Here is a 14,093-nt window from a genome sequence, read left to right as displayed (position 1 = left end):
ATTTATAGCATTGCTACGATCGGCATTCTTCCCTATGGTTTCGTCAAAAGGGCAAACATAGGGAGGAACCGATGGCTCCGCGTAAGACCGCGTCCACGTCCAGCCGCAAGATTGCGGCAAAGCCTGCGAAGAAAGACTTCAACGGCGGCACGATTGCCGACTTCTCCAAGGAAGACGACCTGAAGGCTTACCGCGAGATGCTGTTCATCCGGCGTTTCGAGGAAAAGGCCGGCCAGCTTTACGGCATGGGCTTCATCGGCGGCTTCTGTCACCTTTACATCGGCCAGGAAGCTGTCGTCGTCGGCATGCAGCTGGCGCTGAAGGAAGGTGATCAGGTCATCACCGGTTATCGCGATCACGGCCATATGCTGGCTTGCGGTATGAGCGCACGCGGCGTGATGGCGGAACTGACCGGGCGTCGCAGCGGCCTTTCCAAGGGCAAGGGCGGCTCCATGCACATGTTCTCCAAGGAGAAGCATTTCTACGGCGGCCACGGCATCGTCGGCGGTCAGGTGTCGCTCGGCACGGGGCTGGCCTTTGCCAACCGCTACCGCGGCAATGACAACGTCTCGCTGACCTATTTTGGCGACGGCGCGGCCAACCAGGGCCAGGTCTATGAAAGCTTCAACATGGCGGCGCTGTGGAAGCTGCCGGTCATCTACATCATCGAGAACAACCGCTACGCCATGGGCACCTCCGTCTCGCGCGCCTCGGCCCAGACGAATTTTTCCGAGCGCGGCACCTCCTTCGGTATTCCGGGCTACCAGGTCGACGGCATGGACGTCCGCGCGGTGAAGGCTGCGGCCGACGAGGCTGTGGAGCACTGCCGCTCCGGCAAGGGGCCGATCATTCTCGAAATGCTGACCTATCGCTATCGCGGCCACTCCATGTCCGACCCGGCGAAGTATCGCTCGAAGGATGAAGTGCAGAAGATGCGCTCGGAGCACGACCCGATCGAGCAGGTGCGTGCACGCCTTCTGGAAAAGGGCTGGGCCACCGAAGACGATCTTAAGCAGATCGACAAGGACATCCGTGACGTCGTCGCCGACAGCGCCGATTTCGCGCAGGCCGATCCGGAGCCGGATGCATCCGAACTCTACACCGACATCCTGCTGTAATCCGGGGAGGGACACCAATGCCAATCGAGATTCTCATGCCCGCCCTGTCTCCGACCATGGAGGAGGGTACGCTCTCCAAATGGGTCAAGAACGAGGGTGACACCGTCAAGTCCGGCGACGTGATCGCCGAAATCGAAACCGACAAGGCGACGATGGAAGTCGAGGCCGTCGATGAAGGCGTGATCGGCAAAATCCTGATTGCCGCCGGCACCGAAGGCGTCAAGGTCAACACGGCGATCGCCGTGCTGCTGCAGGACGGCGAAAGCGCCGATGCGGTCGCCGCCCCCAAGGCTGCCGCCGCTGAAAAGCCGGCCGAAGCGCCGGCACCCGCTGCTGCTCCGGCCGCCGCTGCAGCACCCGTTCCGGCTCAGCCGAAGGGCGAAGTCGCCGCTGATCCGGATATCCCGGCCGGCACCGAAATGGTGATGACGACGGTGCGCGAAGCGCTGCGTGATGCCATGGCCGAGGAAATGCGCCGCGACGCCGACGTCTTCGTCATGGGCGAGGAAGTGGCCGAATATCAGGGCGCCTACAAGATCACCCAGGGCCTGCTCCAGGAATTCGGCGACCGTCGCGTTGTCGACACGCCAATCACCGAACACGGTTTTGCCGGTCTCGGCGTCGGTGCGGCGATGACGGGTCTGAAGCCCATCGTCGAGTTCATGACCTTCAACTTCGCCATGCAGGCGATCGACCACGTCATCAACTCCGCTGCCAAGACGCTCTACATGTCCGGCGGCCAGATGGGTGCGCCGATCGTCTTCCGCGGCCCGAACGGCGCTGCCGCCCGCGTCGGCGCCCAGCACTCGCAGTGCTATGCCGCCTGGTACAGCCACGTTCCCGGCCTCAAGGTCGTCATGCCCTACACGGCTGCCGACGCGAAGGGCTTGCTGAAGGCCGCGATCCGCGATCCGAACCCGGTCATCTTCCTCGAAAACGAAATCCTCTACGGCCAGAGCTTCGAAGTGCCGAAGATGGACGATTTCGTTCTGCCGATCGGCAAGGCGCGCATCCACAAGAAGGGCAACGACGTCACCGTCGTCTCCTTCGGCATCGGCATGACCTATGCCCTGAAGGCGATCGCGGAACTCGAGAAGGACGGCATCGATGTCGAACTGATCGATCTTCGCACCATCCGCCCGATGGACCTGCCGACCATCATCGAATCGGTCAAGAAGACCGGCCGCCTCGTTGTCGTTGAAGAGGGCTTCCCGCAGTCTTCCGTCGGCTCCGAGATCGCGACCCGCGTCATGCAGCAGGCCTTCGATTATCTCGACGCGCCGATCCTGACGGTCGCCGGCAAGGACGTTCCGATGCCCTATGCCGCAAACCTCGAAAAGCTGGCGCTTCCGAACGTCGGCGAAGTCGTCCAGGCGGTAAAAACCGCCTGCTACAAATAAGGGGAGGGTCGAGGTATGCCGATCAACATTACGATGCCGGCCCTTTCGCCCACCATGGAAGAGGGCAATCTCGCCAAGTGGCTGGTCAAGGAAGGCGACACAATCAAGTCCGGTGACGTCATTGCCGAGATCGAGACCGACAAGGCGACGATGGAAGTCGAAGCCGTCGATGAGGGCGTTGTCGCCAAGATCGTCGTGCCGGCTGGCACGGAAGGCGTGAAGGTCAACAGCCTGATCGCCATCCTCGCCGCCGATGGCGAAGATGTGGCTGCTGCCGCAGCCGGCGGTGGTTCGGCCGCACCGAAGGCGGAAGCCAAGGCGACTGAGGCACCGAAGGAAGCCGAAAAGCCGGCTGCTGCCGCTCCGGCTCCCGTTGCCGCCGCTCCGGCGGCTGCGCAGAACCACGGCGGTGCCGGCCTGTTCTCCTCGCCGCTCGCCCGCCGTATCGCTGCCAATGCCGGTCTCGACATCAAGTCGGTCGCCGGTTCGGGTCCGCATGGTCGCGTGGTCAAGAGCGACGTCGAGAAGGCCATCGCCTCGGGCGGTGCCAAGCCGGCCGCCGCCGCAGCAGCAGCCCCGGCTGCTGCCGCCTCGGCCGCTCCCGCCGCAGCCCCCAAGGGCATGTCGGAAGAGGCCGTGCTCAAGCTGTTCGACGCCGGTTCCTACGAGCTCGTGCCGCATGACGGCATGCGCAAGACCATCGCCAAGCGCCTGCAGGAGTCCAAGCAGACGATCCCGCACTTCTACGTTTCCGTGGATGTCGAGCTCGATGCGCTGCTGGCGCTGCGTGCACAGATCAACGGTTCCGCACCGGAGAAGGACGGCAAGCCGGCCTACAAACTCTCGGTCAACGACATGGTCATCAAGGCCATGGCGCTTGCGCTGCGCGACGTACCGGATGCCAATGTCTCCTGGACCGATACGAACATGGTCAAGCACAAGCACGCGGATGTCGGCGTCGCCGTCTCCATTCCGGGTGGCCTGATCACGCCGATCATCCGCAGCGCCGAACTGAAGAGCCTGTCGGCCATCTCCAACGAGATGAAGGACCTCGGCAAGCGCGCCAAGGAACGCAAGCTGAAGCCCGAAGAGTACCAGGGCGGCACGACCGCAGTCTCCAACATGGGCATGATGGGCGTGAAGAACTTCGCGGCCGTCGTCAACCCGCCGCATGCGACGATCCTGGCGGTCGGCGCGGGCGAGGAGCGCGTCGTGGTCAAGAAGGGCCAGATGGTCATCGTCAACGCGATGACGGTCACGCTCTCCACCGACCACCGCTGCGTGGATGGTGCGCTCGGCGCCGAACTGCTCGGTGCCTTCAAGCGCTACATCGAAAGCCCGATGGGGATGCTCGTCTGATAGCGGGGTGCGGCCATGAAGACGGTTCTCTGCTACGGCGACAGCCTGACCTGGGGTTACAACGCGGAAACGCTCGACCGGCATGCCTTCGGGGATCGCTGGCCGAGCGTGCTCGCCAAGGCTCTCGGACCCGACGTCACCGTGATCGCGGAAGGCCTCAACGGCCGCACCACCGCCTATGACGACCATCTGGCGGATTGCGACCGCAATGGCGCCCGCATTCTGCCGACCATTCTGCACAGCCACGACCCGCTCGACCTCGTCATCCTGTTCCTTGGCGCCAATGACATGAAGCCGACCATCTGCGGCACGGCCTTCGGCGCGGTGCAGGGCATGGAGCGGCTGGTGCAACTGGTGCGTCACCACGCCTGGTCGTTCAGCGAGGAAGGCGGGCCGGAGGTGCTGGTCGTCTCCCCGCCGCCACTTTGCGAGACGGCGAACACCGCCTTCGCGGCGATGTTTGCCGGCGGCGTGGAGCAATCGGCCATGCTGGCGACGCTTTATGCGGATCTGGCGGATGAAACAGGCTGCGGCTTCTTCGATGCCGGCTCGGTCGCGGAAACGACACCGCTCGACGGCGTGCATCTCGATGCCAAGAACACGCGGGCGATCGGCAAGGGTCTCGAGCCGGTCGTGCGCATGATGCTGGGATTATAATTCTAGAGAACAAAGGCGCGGTGCTTCTTCCCGCGCGAGAAACAAGGCAGGAAACGACATGGCTCAGACTTACGACGTCATCGTTATCGGTTCGGGTCCGGGCGGCTATATTGCCGCGATCCGCGCGGCGCAGCTCGGCCTGAAGACGGCCATCGTGGAGCGCGAGCATCTCGCCGGCATCTGCTCCAACTGGGGCTGCATCCCGACCAAGGCGCTGCTGCGCTCGGCGGAAATCTTCCACTACGCCCAGCACCCTGGTGACTACGGCATCAAGGTCGAGGGAACGGTGACGCCGGACCTGAAGGCCATCGTCGCCCGCTCGCGCGGCATCGCGGGCCGCATGAACGGCGGCGTCGGCTTCCTGATGAAGAAGAACAAGGTCGACATCATCTGGGGCGAAGCCAAGATCACCAAGCCGGGCGAAATTGTCGTGTCCAAGACGACGAAGGCGATCCAGCAGCCGCAGGCGCCGCTGCCTAAGAATGTTCTGCCCGAAGGTACCTACACGGCGAAGAACATTGTCATCGCCACCGGTGCGCGCCCGCGCGCGCTGCCGGGCATCGAGCCCGATGGCAAGCTGATCTGGACCTATTTCGAAGCGATGAAGCCGGAGGAGATGCCGAAGTCCTTGCTGGTCATGGGTTCGGGCGCCATCGGCATCGAATTCGCCTCCTTCTACCGCACGCTCGGCGTCGATGTGACGGTGGTCGAAGTGATGAAGGCCGTCATGCCGGTCGAGGACGCGGAAATCTCGGCGCTGGCCAAGAAGCAGTTCGAAAAGCAGGGCATGAAGATCCATCTGGAGGCGAAGGTCGCCAAGGTGGAGAAGGGTGCCAACTCGATTACCGCCCATGTCGAGATGAAGGACGGCAAGGTGGAAAAAATCACCGCCGACCGCATGATCTCCGCCGTCGGCGTGCAGGCCAATATCGAGAATATCGGCCTTGAGGCCATCGGCGTGAAGACCGACCGGGGCTTCATCGCCATCGACGGCTACGGCAAGACCAACGTGCCGGGCATCTACGCCATCGGCGACGTCGCCGGTCCCCCGATGCTCGCCCACAAGGCCGAGCACGAGGCCGTCATCTGCATCGAGAAGATCGCCGGCCTGCCGAACGTCCACCCGATGGACAAGTCGAAGATCCCGGGCTGCACCTATTGCCACCCGCAGGTCGCCTCGGTCGGCCTCACTGAAGCCAAGGCCAAGGAACAGGGCCGCGACGTCAGAGTCGGCCGCTTCACCTTCGCCGGTAACGGCAAGGCCGTAGCGCTCGGCGAGGACCAGGGCATGGTCAAGACAATCTTCGACAAGAAGACCGGCGAGCTTCTCGGCGCCCATATGGTGGGCGCGGAAGTGACCGAGATGATCCAGGGCTTCGTCGTCGCCATGAACCTGGAGACGACCGAGGAAGAGCTGATGCACACGATCTTCCCGCATCCGACGATCTCGGAAACGATGAAGGAAAGCGTGCTCGATGCCTATGGGCGTGCGCTCAACGCTTGAACGTGCTAAAGCCCGCCTCCACATGAGGCGGGCTCGCTTTTTGAGTGTCCGCAGGACAGGCGCAAAAGCCTGCCAGGAAAGTGGAAACGACATGGTCACGATTCTCGACCGCACCAAGATCGACCCTGACGCCAAGCGCGTACGCCATCCGGAAAAGGCCAATCGGCCGGACACGGAAGTGCTGCGCAAGCCGGAATGGATCCGCGTCAAGGCGCCGGTTTCCAAGGGTTATCAGGAAACGCGCGATCTGGTGCGCAGCCACAAGCTGGTGACGGTCTGCGAGGAAGCGGGCTGCCCGAATATCGGCGAGTGCTGGGACAAGAAGCACGCTACCTTCATGATCATGGGCGAGATCTGTACCCGCGCCTGCGCCTTCTGCAACGTGGCGACGGGCAAGCCGAACGCACTCGACATGGCTGAACCGGAAAACGTCGCCAAGGCCGTCAAGCAGATGGGCCTGTCGCACGTCGTCATCACCTCGGTCGACCGTGACGATCTGGCCGACGGCGGCGCGGAACACTTCGAAAAGGTGATCTGGGCGATCCGCGCGGCCTCGCCGCTGACGACGATCGAAATCCTCACCCCCGACTTCCTCAAGAAGCCGGGTGCGCTGGAGCGCGTCGTCGCCGCCAAGCCCGATGTGTTCAACCACAATATGGAAACCGTACCGGGCAACTACCTTACGGTTCGTCCGGGTGCGCGCTATTTCCACTCCGTGCGCCTGTTGCAGCGGGTGAAGGAACTCGACCCGACCATGTTCACCAAGTCGGGCATCATGGTGGGCCTCGGCGAGGAGCGCAACGAAGTGCTCCAGCTGATGGACGACCTGCGCACCGCCGACGTGGACTTTCTGACCATCGGCCAGTATCTCCAGCCGACCCGCAAGCACCATGCCGTCATGAGCTTCGTGACGCCGGACGAGTTCAAGTCCTACGAGACCGTTGCCTATTCCAAGGGCTTCCTGATGGTCTCGTCGAGCCCGCTGACGCGCTCCTCGCACCATGCCGGCGACGACTTCGCCCGCCTCAAGGCCGCCCGCGAGCGCAAGGTTCTCGCCGCCGCGGAATAGACCCTATCCGCCGTCACCCTTCGAGCCCCGCCATCCGTCCGACGGCGGGGTTTTTCGTTTGGCGACAGCATTCAGCCCAAAGCGGCAAAGCCTTGCGGCCGATGGCCGCGATATGCTGGTTTGCGTGTTGAAATCGCGGGGCGAGAATGACCTTCCACTTGCAAGATTAGCCATGGTTCATTAGCTCTCGGCCATGCCCCAGTTCGAAACCCGCCGTCCGGTTCCCCACTCGCCCGAGCAGATGTATGCCCTCGTCGCCGACGTCGAGCGCTACCCGGAATTCCTGCCGCTTTGCGAGGCTCTGAGCGTGCGTTCGCGCAAGGAGCGTGACGGCAAGGAGCTGCTCGTGGCGGACATGACCGTCGGCTACAAGGCGATCCGCGAGACGTTTACCACGCAGGTGCTGCTGAACGGCGCAGAGCGGGCGATCGACGTGAAATATATCGATGGGCCGTTCCGCTATCTCGACAACCGCTGGCGCTTCGAGCCGCTGCCGGGCGGTGGCTGCTCGGTGCATTTCTTCATCGACTACGAGTTCAAGAGCCGCATTCTCGGCGCGCTGATGGGCTCGATGTTCGACCGTGCCTTCCGCATGTTCACCGAGGCGTTCGAGAAGCGCGCCGACACGATCTATCCGGCAGCCTGAATTTTTCAGTCCGCTCGCCCGTTACCGGGACATGATCACCCGGTTCGCTCCCTTCGCCCTGATCGCCTTCATCTGCACGCCTGCGGCCGCGCAGGAAGCGCCGGGTGACTACATTCTTCTCCTCGATGAACAGAACCGGCCGCTCACCGGTAGTTATCGCATCGGGCCGGATGTGAAGATGACGATCCAGGGCAGGGAGGATGGCTTGCCCCGAAATCCGGTTTATCTGGATCGCGCCTTCTTCCCCACGCGCGAAGCGGAGATGCTGGCCTTTTACAATACGCGCCATGCCTATTCCTCCGATCCGGCGGCGATCGATGTCGGCGGTGAGATGCGCATTGTGGACACGGAGACGCTGCAGCCTCCGCTCTTCAAGGACCAGAAACCGGAGCGCGAGAAGGCGCTGAAAGTGAAGGTCTCGGCGCGTCTGGCCTTCGAGGCGAGCGGCTACAAGCTCGTCGGCAAGGCCTATACGGTCGAGGGGGCTGAACTTGGCGACGAGGACCGGCGCCTCGGTGATTTTTTCCATGTCGAGACGTTCGATATCGTGCTGCCCGCACCGGCGGCCCGCAAGATCGCCGCCGTCGAGACCGGTAAGGCCCTGAGCTCCAGCGATTTCGAGGCGCTCTTCGTGGAGCGGACAAGCCCCATTCCGGATTTCACGAAATGTATAAGCGGAAAGCGCAAGACAGCTGACTATAAGGCGCTCGCCGAAAAGCAGAAGGCGAGCGTCGATGCTTTCCTCGCGAAGAATTTTCCTGCGGGTCAGGTTTTCTGGGCAGATACGGCGCTCTACGAGGCGAATTTCGCCATGAACATCTATTCGCTCTGCCCGAATTAATCCCGCGCGATTTCGATCAGCATTTCCAGCGCGGTGCGCACTGTCGCAAGCCTGACGGCATTGCGGCCGATATCGCCGTAGCGCATTTCCCGATGCAGCGTCTCGTGGCCGGTGCGCGCGGCGGCGAGGTGGACGAGGCCGACGGGTTTTTCCTCCGTGCCGCCGCCCGGACCGGCAATGCCGGTCACGGCAATCGAGATATTGGCGCCGGAATTGCCGATGGCGCCCTGCGCCATTTCCAGTGCGGTCGGGCGCGAGACGGCGCCGTGCGCCTTCAGCGTCGCATTGGCGACGCCGATCATTTCGCGCTTGGCCTCGTTGGAATAGGTGACGAAGCCTCGGTCGAAGACATTCGAGGAACCGGGAATTTCCGTGATCACGCCGGCAATCAGGCCTGCGGTGCAGGATTCGGCGGTGGCAATCAGCAGCTTCTTTTCGGTGAAATCGGCAACGAGGCCGCGTGCGGTCTCTTCAATGTCCTCAGGCCAGAAACTCATGCGTCGGTTCCCTTGTAGACGACGGTGGCGGTGGCGATGGCGGCAATGCCTTCGCGGCGACCGATGAAGCCGATCTTCTCGTTGGTCGTGGCTTTCACCGAACAGCGATCAATGGAAATGCCGAGGAAATCCGAGAGGTTCCGGCGCATCGCATCGCGGTGCGGGCCGACCTTCGGCGCCTCGGCGATCAGCGAGACGTCGGCATTCATGATCGTGCCGCCGTTCGCGCGCACGATACTTGCGGCGTGTTCCAGGAAGATGCGCGAGGCGGCGCCTTTCCATTGCATGTCCGATGGCGGAAAATGATCGCCGATATCGCCCGCGCCGCAGGTGGCGAGCAGGGCATCGGTGAGAGCGTGCAGCGCGACGTCGGCGTCGGAATGGCCCGAGAGTTTCTGGTCGTGCGGAATGAAGAGGCCACAGAGTGTTACGCCATCGCCCTCGACGAGCTGATGCACATCATAGCCGTTGCCGGTGCGCACGTCCGGAAGCCCGTGGGAGAGGCGCTGGTCGGCCATGGCGATATCCTTCTGCAATGTAAGCTTGACGTTACCGGCGCTGCCTTCGACGAGATGCACACGCACCCCGGCCCATTCGGCAATCGAGGCGTCGTCGGTGAAATCCGTGCGGCCGGAGGCCGCCGCCCGACGATGCGCTTCAAGAATGGTGGCGAAGTGGAAGGACTGCGGCGTCTGGGCGGCAAAGAGGCCGGAGCGCGAGACGGTCTCGGCAACATTGCCGTTGGCATCGGCGCGCTTCAGCGTATCCGCGACCGCGACGGCCGGCAGAACGGCGCGGGCGCCGTGGCTGAAGGCTGAGAGCGTGCGGTCCAGAATGGCGGGTTCGACGAAAGGACGTACGGCATCCTGGATGAGCACATGGCTGATGTCGTCCTTCGTCAGCACGTCGAGGCCGGCAAGGACCGATTGCTGGCGCGTCGCGCCGCCGTGAACCACGGTGATGCGGTCGCCGGCGGGCAGGGCGTTTTCGCGCGCCATCTCGAACAAAGCCGCGTCATCGGGATGTATCACGACCACGATACGCCGGGCGGGCTGCCAATTGACAAAGAGATCGAGCGTATGGGAGATGACCGGCCTTCCGCCGATGCGGCGGTATTGCTTGGGGCCTTCGGCATGACTGCCGGCCCGCTCGCCGCGACCGGCGGCAACGATCACCACACCACAGGAGTGCGCATTTTCCGCCTGCATTTCGGTCATCGACCTCCCGTTTCAAAGCGTTTTGAGGTGGTTTAGCCGGAAGGATGCCGCAATTCCAGCGCTGTCAGGAAAAATGCGGGTTCGCAGGATTGCGGCTTGGCAAGAACGACAATGATGGCTAAAAATAGTGCAGAGACATGACCTGCTTGAAAGATGAGCATTTGACGATCCCCGCTCTGTCGGCACCGCTGGCGATCCGAAACCAGACCCTGCGCAACCGCGTGGTGCTGGCGCCGATGTCGGGTGTCACGGACCTGCCGTTCCGCGATCTCGCTTGGCGTTTTGGCGCGGGGCTGGTCGTGACGGAAATGGTGGCGAGCCGGGAACTGGCTCTGAATGCGCGGGAAAGCTGGTCGCGCATCCGCAATTGCGGCATCGCGCCCCATATGGTGCAACTCGCCGGCCGCGAGGCGCATTGGATGGCAGAAGCCGCGAAGATCGCCGAAGGCGAGGGTGCCGACATCATCGACATCAATATGGGCTGCCCCGCCAAGAAGGTGATCGGCGGCTATTCCGGTTCGGCGCTGATGCGCGATCCCGATCATGCGCTTGGGTTGATCGAAGCGACGGTCAATGCCGTGAAGGTGCCGGTCACGGTGAAGATGCGGCTCGGCTGGGACCATGATTCGCTCAATGCCCCGCATATCGCATCCCGCGCCGAGGCGGCAGGTGCCGCCATGATCACCGTGCATGGCCGCACGCGCATGCAGTTCTACGAGGGCAAGGCGGATTGGGACGCGATCCGCGCGGTGCGCGACGTGCTGTCGATCCCGCTCGTCGCCAATGGCGATGTCGAGACGCCGGAGGACGCCGCGGAGATCCTGCGCCGCTCGGGCGCCGATGCCGTGATGGTCGGCCGCTCCGCGCAGGGCCGTCCCTGGCATCCGGCGGTTCTCGCCGGCGCCATCGAACACCCCGCGCTGGATGTGGTCGCAGCGACGGCGGTGGAGCACTATCGCATGATGCTCGATTTCTACAGCGTCGAAGCGGGCCTGCGCCATGCCCGCAAACATGTCGGCTGGTATCTCGGCCATTACGCACCGGACATATCAGGCGCGGCGAAGGCGGAGATCATGACGGCGCGTGACTGCGAATTCGTCGCACGCCGTCTGGAAGCGGCCATTCTGGACGCGGGTTCCGCAGGAATCGGAGAGGCCGCATGACGGACAAGGCCCCACAGCAGAACGCCGCCAAGGCGCCGGAGCTGGCGCTTGCCGTGCTCAATTCCATCCAGAACCCGGTCATTCTCGTCGATATCGACGGCCATGTCGCCTTCGCCAACTGGGAGGCGGAGTCCTTCTTCGGTGCGAGCGCCAACCATCTGGCGAAACACAAGGTTTCGAGCCTCATTCCCTTCGGAAGCCCGCTTCTGACGCTGATTGATCAGGTGCGCGAGCGCAAGGCGCCGGTCAGCGAGTACCGGGTGGACCTGTCGTCGCCGCGTCTCGGCGCAGACAAGCTCGCCGATCTCTATGTCGCGCCCGTGACGACCGAACCGGCCGGCTCCGTCGTGGTCGTCATCCAGGAACGCTCGATGGCCGACAAGATCGACCGGCAGCTGACACATCGCGGGGCTGCCCGCTCCGTCACCGGCCTTGCCTCGATGCTAGCGCATGAGATCAAGAACCCCTTGTCCGGCATTCGCGGCGCGGCCCAGCTTCTCGAAACCTCCGTGCTCGACGAGGATCGGGCGCTGACGCGGCTGATATGCGACGAGACCGACCGCATCGTCTCGCTGGTCGATCGCATGGAGGTGTTTTCCGACGAGCGCCCGGTCGATCGCGTGCCGCTCAACATCCACGCCGTGCTCGACCATGTGAAGGCGGTAGCGAAAGCCGGCTTCGGCCGCAACATCAAGATCACGGAACTCTACGACCCGTCGCTGCCGCCGGTCTTTGCCAACCGGGACCAGCTGGTTCAAGTCTTCCTCAACCTCATCAAGAATGCCGCGGAGGCGATCGGCGACCGGCCGGAGGGCGAAATCCAGCTGACGACGGCCTACCGGCCCGGCATCCGGCTTTCCGTCGCCGGCACGCGGGAGAAAATCTCGCTGCCGCTGGAATTCTGCGTGCATGACAACGGCCCCGGCGTGCCTTCGGACCTGGTGCCGCATCTCTTCGATCCCTTCATTACCACCAAGACCAACGGCTCCGGCCTCGGCCTTGCGCTGGTGGCGAAAATCATCGGCGGCCATGGCGGCATTGTCGAATGCGACAGCCAGGGTTCGCGAACCACCTTCCGCGTGCTGATGCCGGCCTCCCGCGGCGTCAGTGAAGACGACGACTTTCCCAAGACCAAAGGACATATCTGATGACAGGCGCCACAGTCCTCGTTGCCGATGACGATGCCGCGATCCGCACGGTTCTCAATCAGGCCTTGAGCCGCGCGGGCTATGACGTGCGCATCACCTCCAATGCGGCGACGCTGTGGCGCTGGATTTCCGCCGGCGAGGGCGACATCGTCGTCACCGACGTCGTGATGCCCGACGAGAACGCCTTCGATCTCTTGCCGCGCATCAAGAAGGCTCGCCCGGACCTGCCGGTGCTGGTGATGAGCGCGCAGAACACCTTCATGACGGCGATCAAGGCCTCGGAGAAGGGCGCCTACGACTACCTGCCGAAACCCTTCGACCTGACCGAACTCATCGCCATTATCGGCCGCGCGCTTGCCGAACCGAAGCGCAAGCCGGTGCGGCTGGACGACGACACGCAGGACGGCATGCCGCTGGTCGGCCGCTCGGCGGCGATGCAGGAAATCTACCGCGTTCTGGCGCGTCTCATGCAGACGGACCTGACGCTGATGATCACCGGCGAATCGGGCACCGGCAAGGAACTCGTCGCCCGCGCGCTGCATGACTACGGCAAGCGCCGCAACGGCCCCTTCGTCGCCATCAACATGGCGGCCATTCCGCGCGACCTCATCGAATCGGAACTGTTCGGCCATGAGAAGGGCGCCTTTACCGGTGCGCAGAACCGCTCGACAGGTCGATTCGAACAGGCCGAGGGCGGCACGCTGTTCCTCGACGAGATCGGCGACATGCCGATGGATGCGCAGACGCGCTTGCTGCGCGTGCTCCAGCAGGGCGAATACACCACCGTCGGCGGCCGCACGCCGATCCGCACCGACGTGCGCATCGTGGCGGCGACCAACAAGGACCTGAAGCAGTCGATCAACCAGGGCCTTTTCCGCGAAGATCTGTACTACCGCCTCAACGTCGTGCCGCTGCGCCTGCCGCCGCTGCGCGACCGCGCGGAGGATATTCCCGATCTGGTGCGCCATTTCGTGCAGCAGGCGGAGAAGGAAGGGCTCGACGCCAAGCGTTTCGACCAGGAGGCGCTGGAACTGATGAAGGCGCATGCCTGGCCGGGCAATGTGCGCGAACTGGAAAACGTCGTACGCCGCCTGACCGCGCTCTATCCGCAGGATGTCATCACCCGCGAGATCATCGAGACGGAGCTGCGGGCGGATGTTCCCGACAGTCCCATCGAAAAGACGGTGACGCGCAGCGGCTCGCTCTCCATCTCCCAGGCTGTGGAGGAGAATATGCGGCAGTATTTTTCAAGCTTCGGCGATGGACTGCCGCCGGCGGGTCTTTATGACCGGGTGCTGGCCGAGGTGGAGTATCCGCTGATTCTCGCAGCCCTCACGGCGACCCGCGGCAACCAGATCAAGGCGGCCGATCTGCTCGGCCTGAACCGCAACACGCTGCGCAAGAAAATTCGCGAATTGGGCGTGTCTGTGTACAGAAGTTCCCGCTCCGCTTGACTTAACGGCAAGAGGCGTTG

14 protein-coding genes are annotated in these 14,093 nt (G+C 63.5%); 11 read left to right on the top strand and 3 right to left on the bottom strand.

The genetic code is table 11. From position 1 onward, the window contains the following. Positions 1 to 71: 71 nt before the first annotated feature. The 8 genes from pdhA to ACOZK4_RS14815 all read left to right on the top strand — a co-directional run bounded on the left by pdhA (position 72) and on the right by ACOZK4_RS14815 (position 8,594). Positions 72 to 1,118 (top strand): pyruvate dehydrogenase (acetyl-transferring) E1 component subunit alpha, encoded by a 1,047-nt coding sequence (gene pdhA / locus ACOZK4_RS14850; RefSeq protein WP_313532303.1) that lies wholly within the window; start codon positions 72 to 74, stop codon positions 1,116 to 1,118. Positions 1,119 to 1,135: 17 nt separating this feature from the next. After that, positions 1,136 to 2,518 (top strand): pyruvate dehydrogenase complex E1 component subunit beta, encoded by a 1,383-nt coding sequence (locus ACOZK4_RS14845; RefSeq protein WP_421592538.1) that lies wholly within the window; start codon positions 1,136 to 1,138, stop codon positions 2,516 to 2,518. 15 nt (positions 2,519 to 2,533) lie between these two features. Next, a complete protein-coding gene (locus tag ACOZK4_RS14840) occupies positions 2,534 to 3,877 on the top strand; it encodes a pyruvate dehydrogenase complex dihydrolipoamide acetyltransferase (protein ID WP_421592537.1) in 1,344 nt (447 codons plus the stop codon). Between the two features lie 15 nt (positions 3,878 to 3,892). Next, entirely contained in the window at positions 3,893 to 4,534 is a 642-nt protein-coding gene (locus tag ACOZK4_RS14835; protein WP_421592536.1) for an SGNH/GDSL hydrolase family protein, read from the top strand. A 58-nt stretch (positions 4,535 to 4,592) separates the two neighbouring features. Next, positions 4,593 to 6,038 carry a dihydrolipoyl dehydrogenase gene (gene lpdA / locus ACOZK4_RS14830; protein ID WP_421592535.1) on the top strand — a complete coding sequence of 482 codons (1,446 nt, stop codon included), beginning with the start codon at positions 4,593 to 4,595 and terminating at the stop codon, positions 6,036 to 6,038. Continuing rightward, complete coding sequence (gene lipA / locus ACOZK4_RS14825) at positions 6,010 to 7,107, top strand: lipoyl synthase (protein WP_421592534.1); 1,098 nt, start codon at positions 6,010 to 6,012, stop codon at positions 7,105 to 7,107. The genes lpdA and lipA overlap by 29 nt, the downstream gene beginning before the upstream one ends. A 193-nt stretch (positions 7,108 to 7,300) precedes the next feature. Then, complete coding sequence (locus tag ACOZK4_RS14820) at positions 7,301 to 7,753, top strand: type II toxin-antitoxin system RatA family toxin (protein WP_421592533.1); 453 nt, start codon at positions 7,301 to 7,303, stop codon at positions 7,751 to 7,753. 31 nt (positions 7,754 to 7,784) lie between these two features. Continuing rightward, positions 7,785 to 8,594 (top strand): hypothetical protein, encoded by an 810-nt coding sequence (locus tag ACOZK4_RS14815; protein WP_421592532.1) that lies wholly within the window; start codon positions 7,785 to 7,787, stop codon positions 8,592 to 8,594. On the opposite strand, the gene ACOZK4_RS14810 is transcribed toward ACOZK4_RS14815, so the two are convergent. From ACOZK4_RS14810 to ACOZK4_RS14800, 3 genes are read right to left on the bottom strand one after another with little or no spacing between them, the layout of a single operon-like run. Beyond that, on the bottom strand, positions 8,591 to 9,091 hold the full coding sequence (locus ACOZK4_RS14810; RefSeq protein WP_421592531.1) for a CinA family protein: 501 nt from the start codon (positions 9,089 to 9,091) through the stop codon (positions 8,591 to 8,593). The genes ACOZK4_RS14815 and ACOZK4_RS14810 overlap by 4 nt on opposite strands. Continuing rightward, the gene (locus ACOZK4_RS14805) at positions 9,088 to 10,308 is read right to left on the bottom strand and encodes a bifunctional 2-C-methyl-D-erythritol 4-phosphate cytidylyltransferase/2-C-methyl-D-erythritol 2,4-cyclodiphosphate synthase (protein WP_421592530.1); all 1,221 of its coding nucleotides are present in this window, start codon (positions 10,306 to 10,308) and stop codon (positions 9,088 to 9,090) included. Before ACOZK4_RS14805 ends, ACOZK4_RS14810 begins: the two co-directional genes overlap by 4 nt. 32 nt (positions 10,309 to 10,340) lie before the next feature. After that, positions 10,341 to 10,469, bottom strand: coding sequence for a hypothetical protein (locus tag ACOZK4_RS14800; protein ID WP_421592558.1), 129 nt, complete (start codon positions 10,467 to 10,469; stop codon positions 10,341 to 10,343). Between ACOZK4_RS14800 and dusB the strand changes: the two genes are divergently transcribed. From dusB to ntrC, 3 genes are read left to right on the top strand one after another with little or no spacing between them, the layout of a single operon-like run. Then, positions 10,446 to 11,471, top strand: a complete 1,026-nt coding sequence (gene dusB / locus ACOZK4_RS14795; protein WP_421592529.1) for a tRNA dihydrouridine synthase DusB — start codon at positions 10,446 to 10,448, stop codon at positions 11,469 to 11,471. The two genes, ACOZK4_RS14800 and dusB, sit on opposite strands and share 24 nt — an antisense overlap. Then, the gene (locus ACOZK4_RS14790; protein ID WP_421592528.1) at positions 11,468 to 12,619 is read left to right on the top strand and encodes a two-component system sensor histidine kinase NtrB; all 1,152 of its coding nucleotides are present in this window, start codon (positions 11,468 to 11,470) and stop codon (positions 12,617 to 12,619) included. The genes dusB and ACOZK4_RS14790 overlap by 4 nt, the downstream gene beginning before the upstream one ends. Beyond that, positions 12,619 to 14,073, top strand: a complete 1,455-nt coding sequence (ntrC, locus tag ACOZK4_RS14785; protein WP_421592527.1) for a nitrogen regulation protein NR(I) — start codon at positions 12,619 to 12,621, stop codon at positions 14,071 to 14,073. The genes ACOZK4_RS14790 and ntrC overlap by 1 nt, the downstream gene beginning before the upstream one ends. The last annotated feature ends 20 nt before the right edge of the window (positions 14,074 to 14,093 follow it).

Origin of the sequence: Shinella sp. M27, assembly GCF_049199905.1 — a bacterium.
GTDB lineage: Bacteria > Pseudomonadota > Alphaproteobacteria > Rhizobiales > Rhizobiaceae > Shinella.
The sequence above is the reverse complement of the archived record's forward strand: the minus strand, read 5'-3'. Positions and strand labels throughout refer to the sequence as shown.

Bases quoted from the DNA above. Each gene is read 5' to 3' on its own strand.
- ACOZK4_RS14800 (WP_421592558.1), bottom strand. From the start codon at position 10,469: ATGCTCATCTTTCAAGCAGGTCATGTCTCTGCACTATTTTTAGCCATC.
- ntrC (WP_421592527.1), top strand. From the start codon at position 12,619: ATGACAGGCGCCACAGTCCTCGTTGCCGATGACGATGCCGCGATCCGC.
- ACOZK4_RS14815 (WP_421592532.1), top strand. From the start codon at position 7,785: ATGATCACCCGGTTCGCTCCCTTCGCCCTGATCGCCTTCATCTGCACG.
- ACOZK4_RS14845 (WP_421592538.1), top strand. From the start codon at position 1,136: ATGCCAATCGAGATTCTCATGCCCGCCCTGTCTCCGACCATGGAGGAG.
- ACOZK4_RS14840 (WP_421592537.1), top strand. From the start codon at position 2,534: ATGCCGATCAACATTACGATGCCGGCCCTTTCGCCCACCATGGAAGAG.
- ACOZK4_RS14805 (WP_421592530.1), bottom strand. From the start codon at position 10,308: ATGACCGAAATGCAGGCGGAAAATGCGCACTCCTGTGGTGTGGTGATC.
- ACOZK4_RS14790 (WP_421592528.1), top strand. From the start codon at position 11,468: ATGACGGACAAGGCCCCACAGCAGAACGCCGCCAAGGCGCCGGAGCTG.
- ACOZK4_RS14810 (WP_421592531.1), bottom strand. From the start codon at position 9,091: ATGAGTTTCTGGCCTGAGGACATTGAAGAGACCGCACGCGGCCTCGTT.
- ACOZK4_RS14820 (WP_421592533.1), top strand. From the start codon at position 7,301: ATGCCCCAGTTCGAAACCCGCCGTCCGGTTCCCCACTCGCCCGAGCAG.
- dusB (WP_421592529.1), top strand. From the start codon at position 10,446: ATGACCTGCTTGAAAGATGAGCATTTGACGATCCCCGCTCTGTCGGCA.
- lipA (WP_421592534.1), top strand. From the start codon at position 6,010: ATGCCTATGGGCGTGCGCTCAACGCTTGAACGTGCTAAAGCCCGCCTC.
- pdhA (WP_313532303.1), top strand. From the start codon at position 72: ATGGCTCCGCGTAAGACCGCGTCCACGTCCAGCCGCAAGATTGCGGCA.
- lpdA (WP_421592535.1), top strand. From the start codon at position 4,593: ATGGCTCAGACTTACGACGTCATCGTTATCGGTTCGGGTCCGGGCGGC.
- ACOZK4_RS14835 (WP_421592536.1), top strand. From the start codon at position 3,893: ATGAAGACGGTTCTCTGCTACGGCGACAGCCTGACCTGGGGTTACAAC.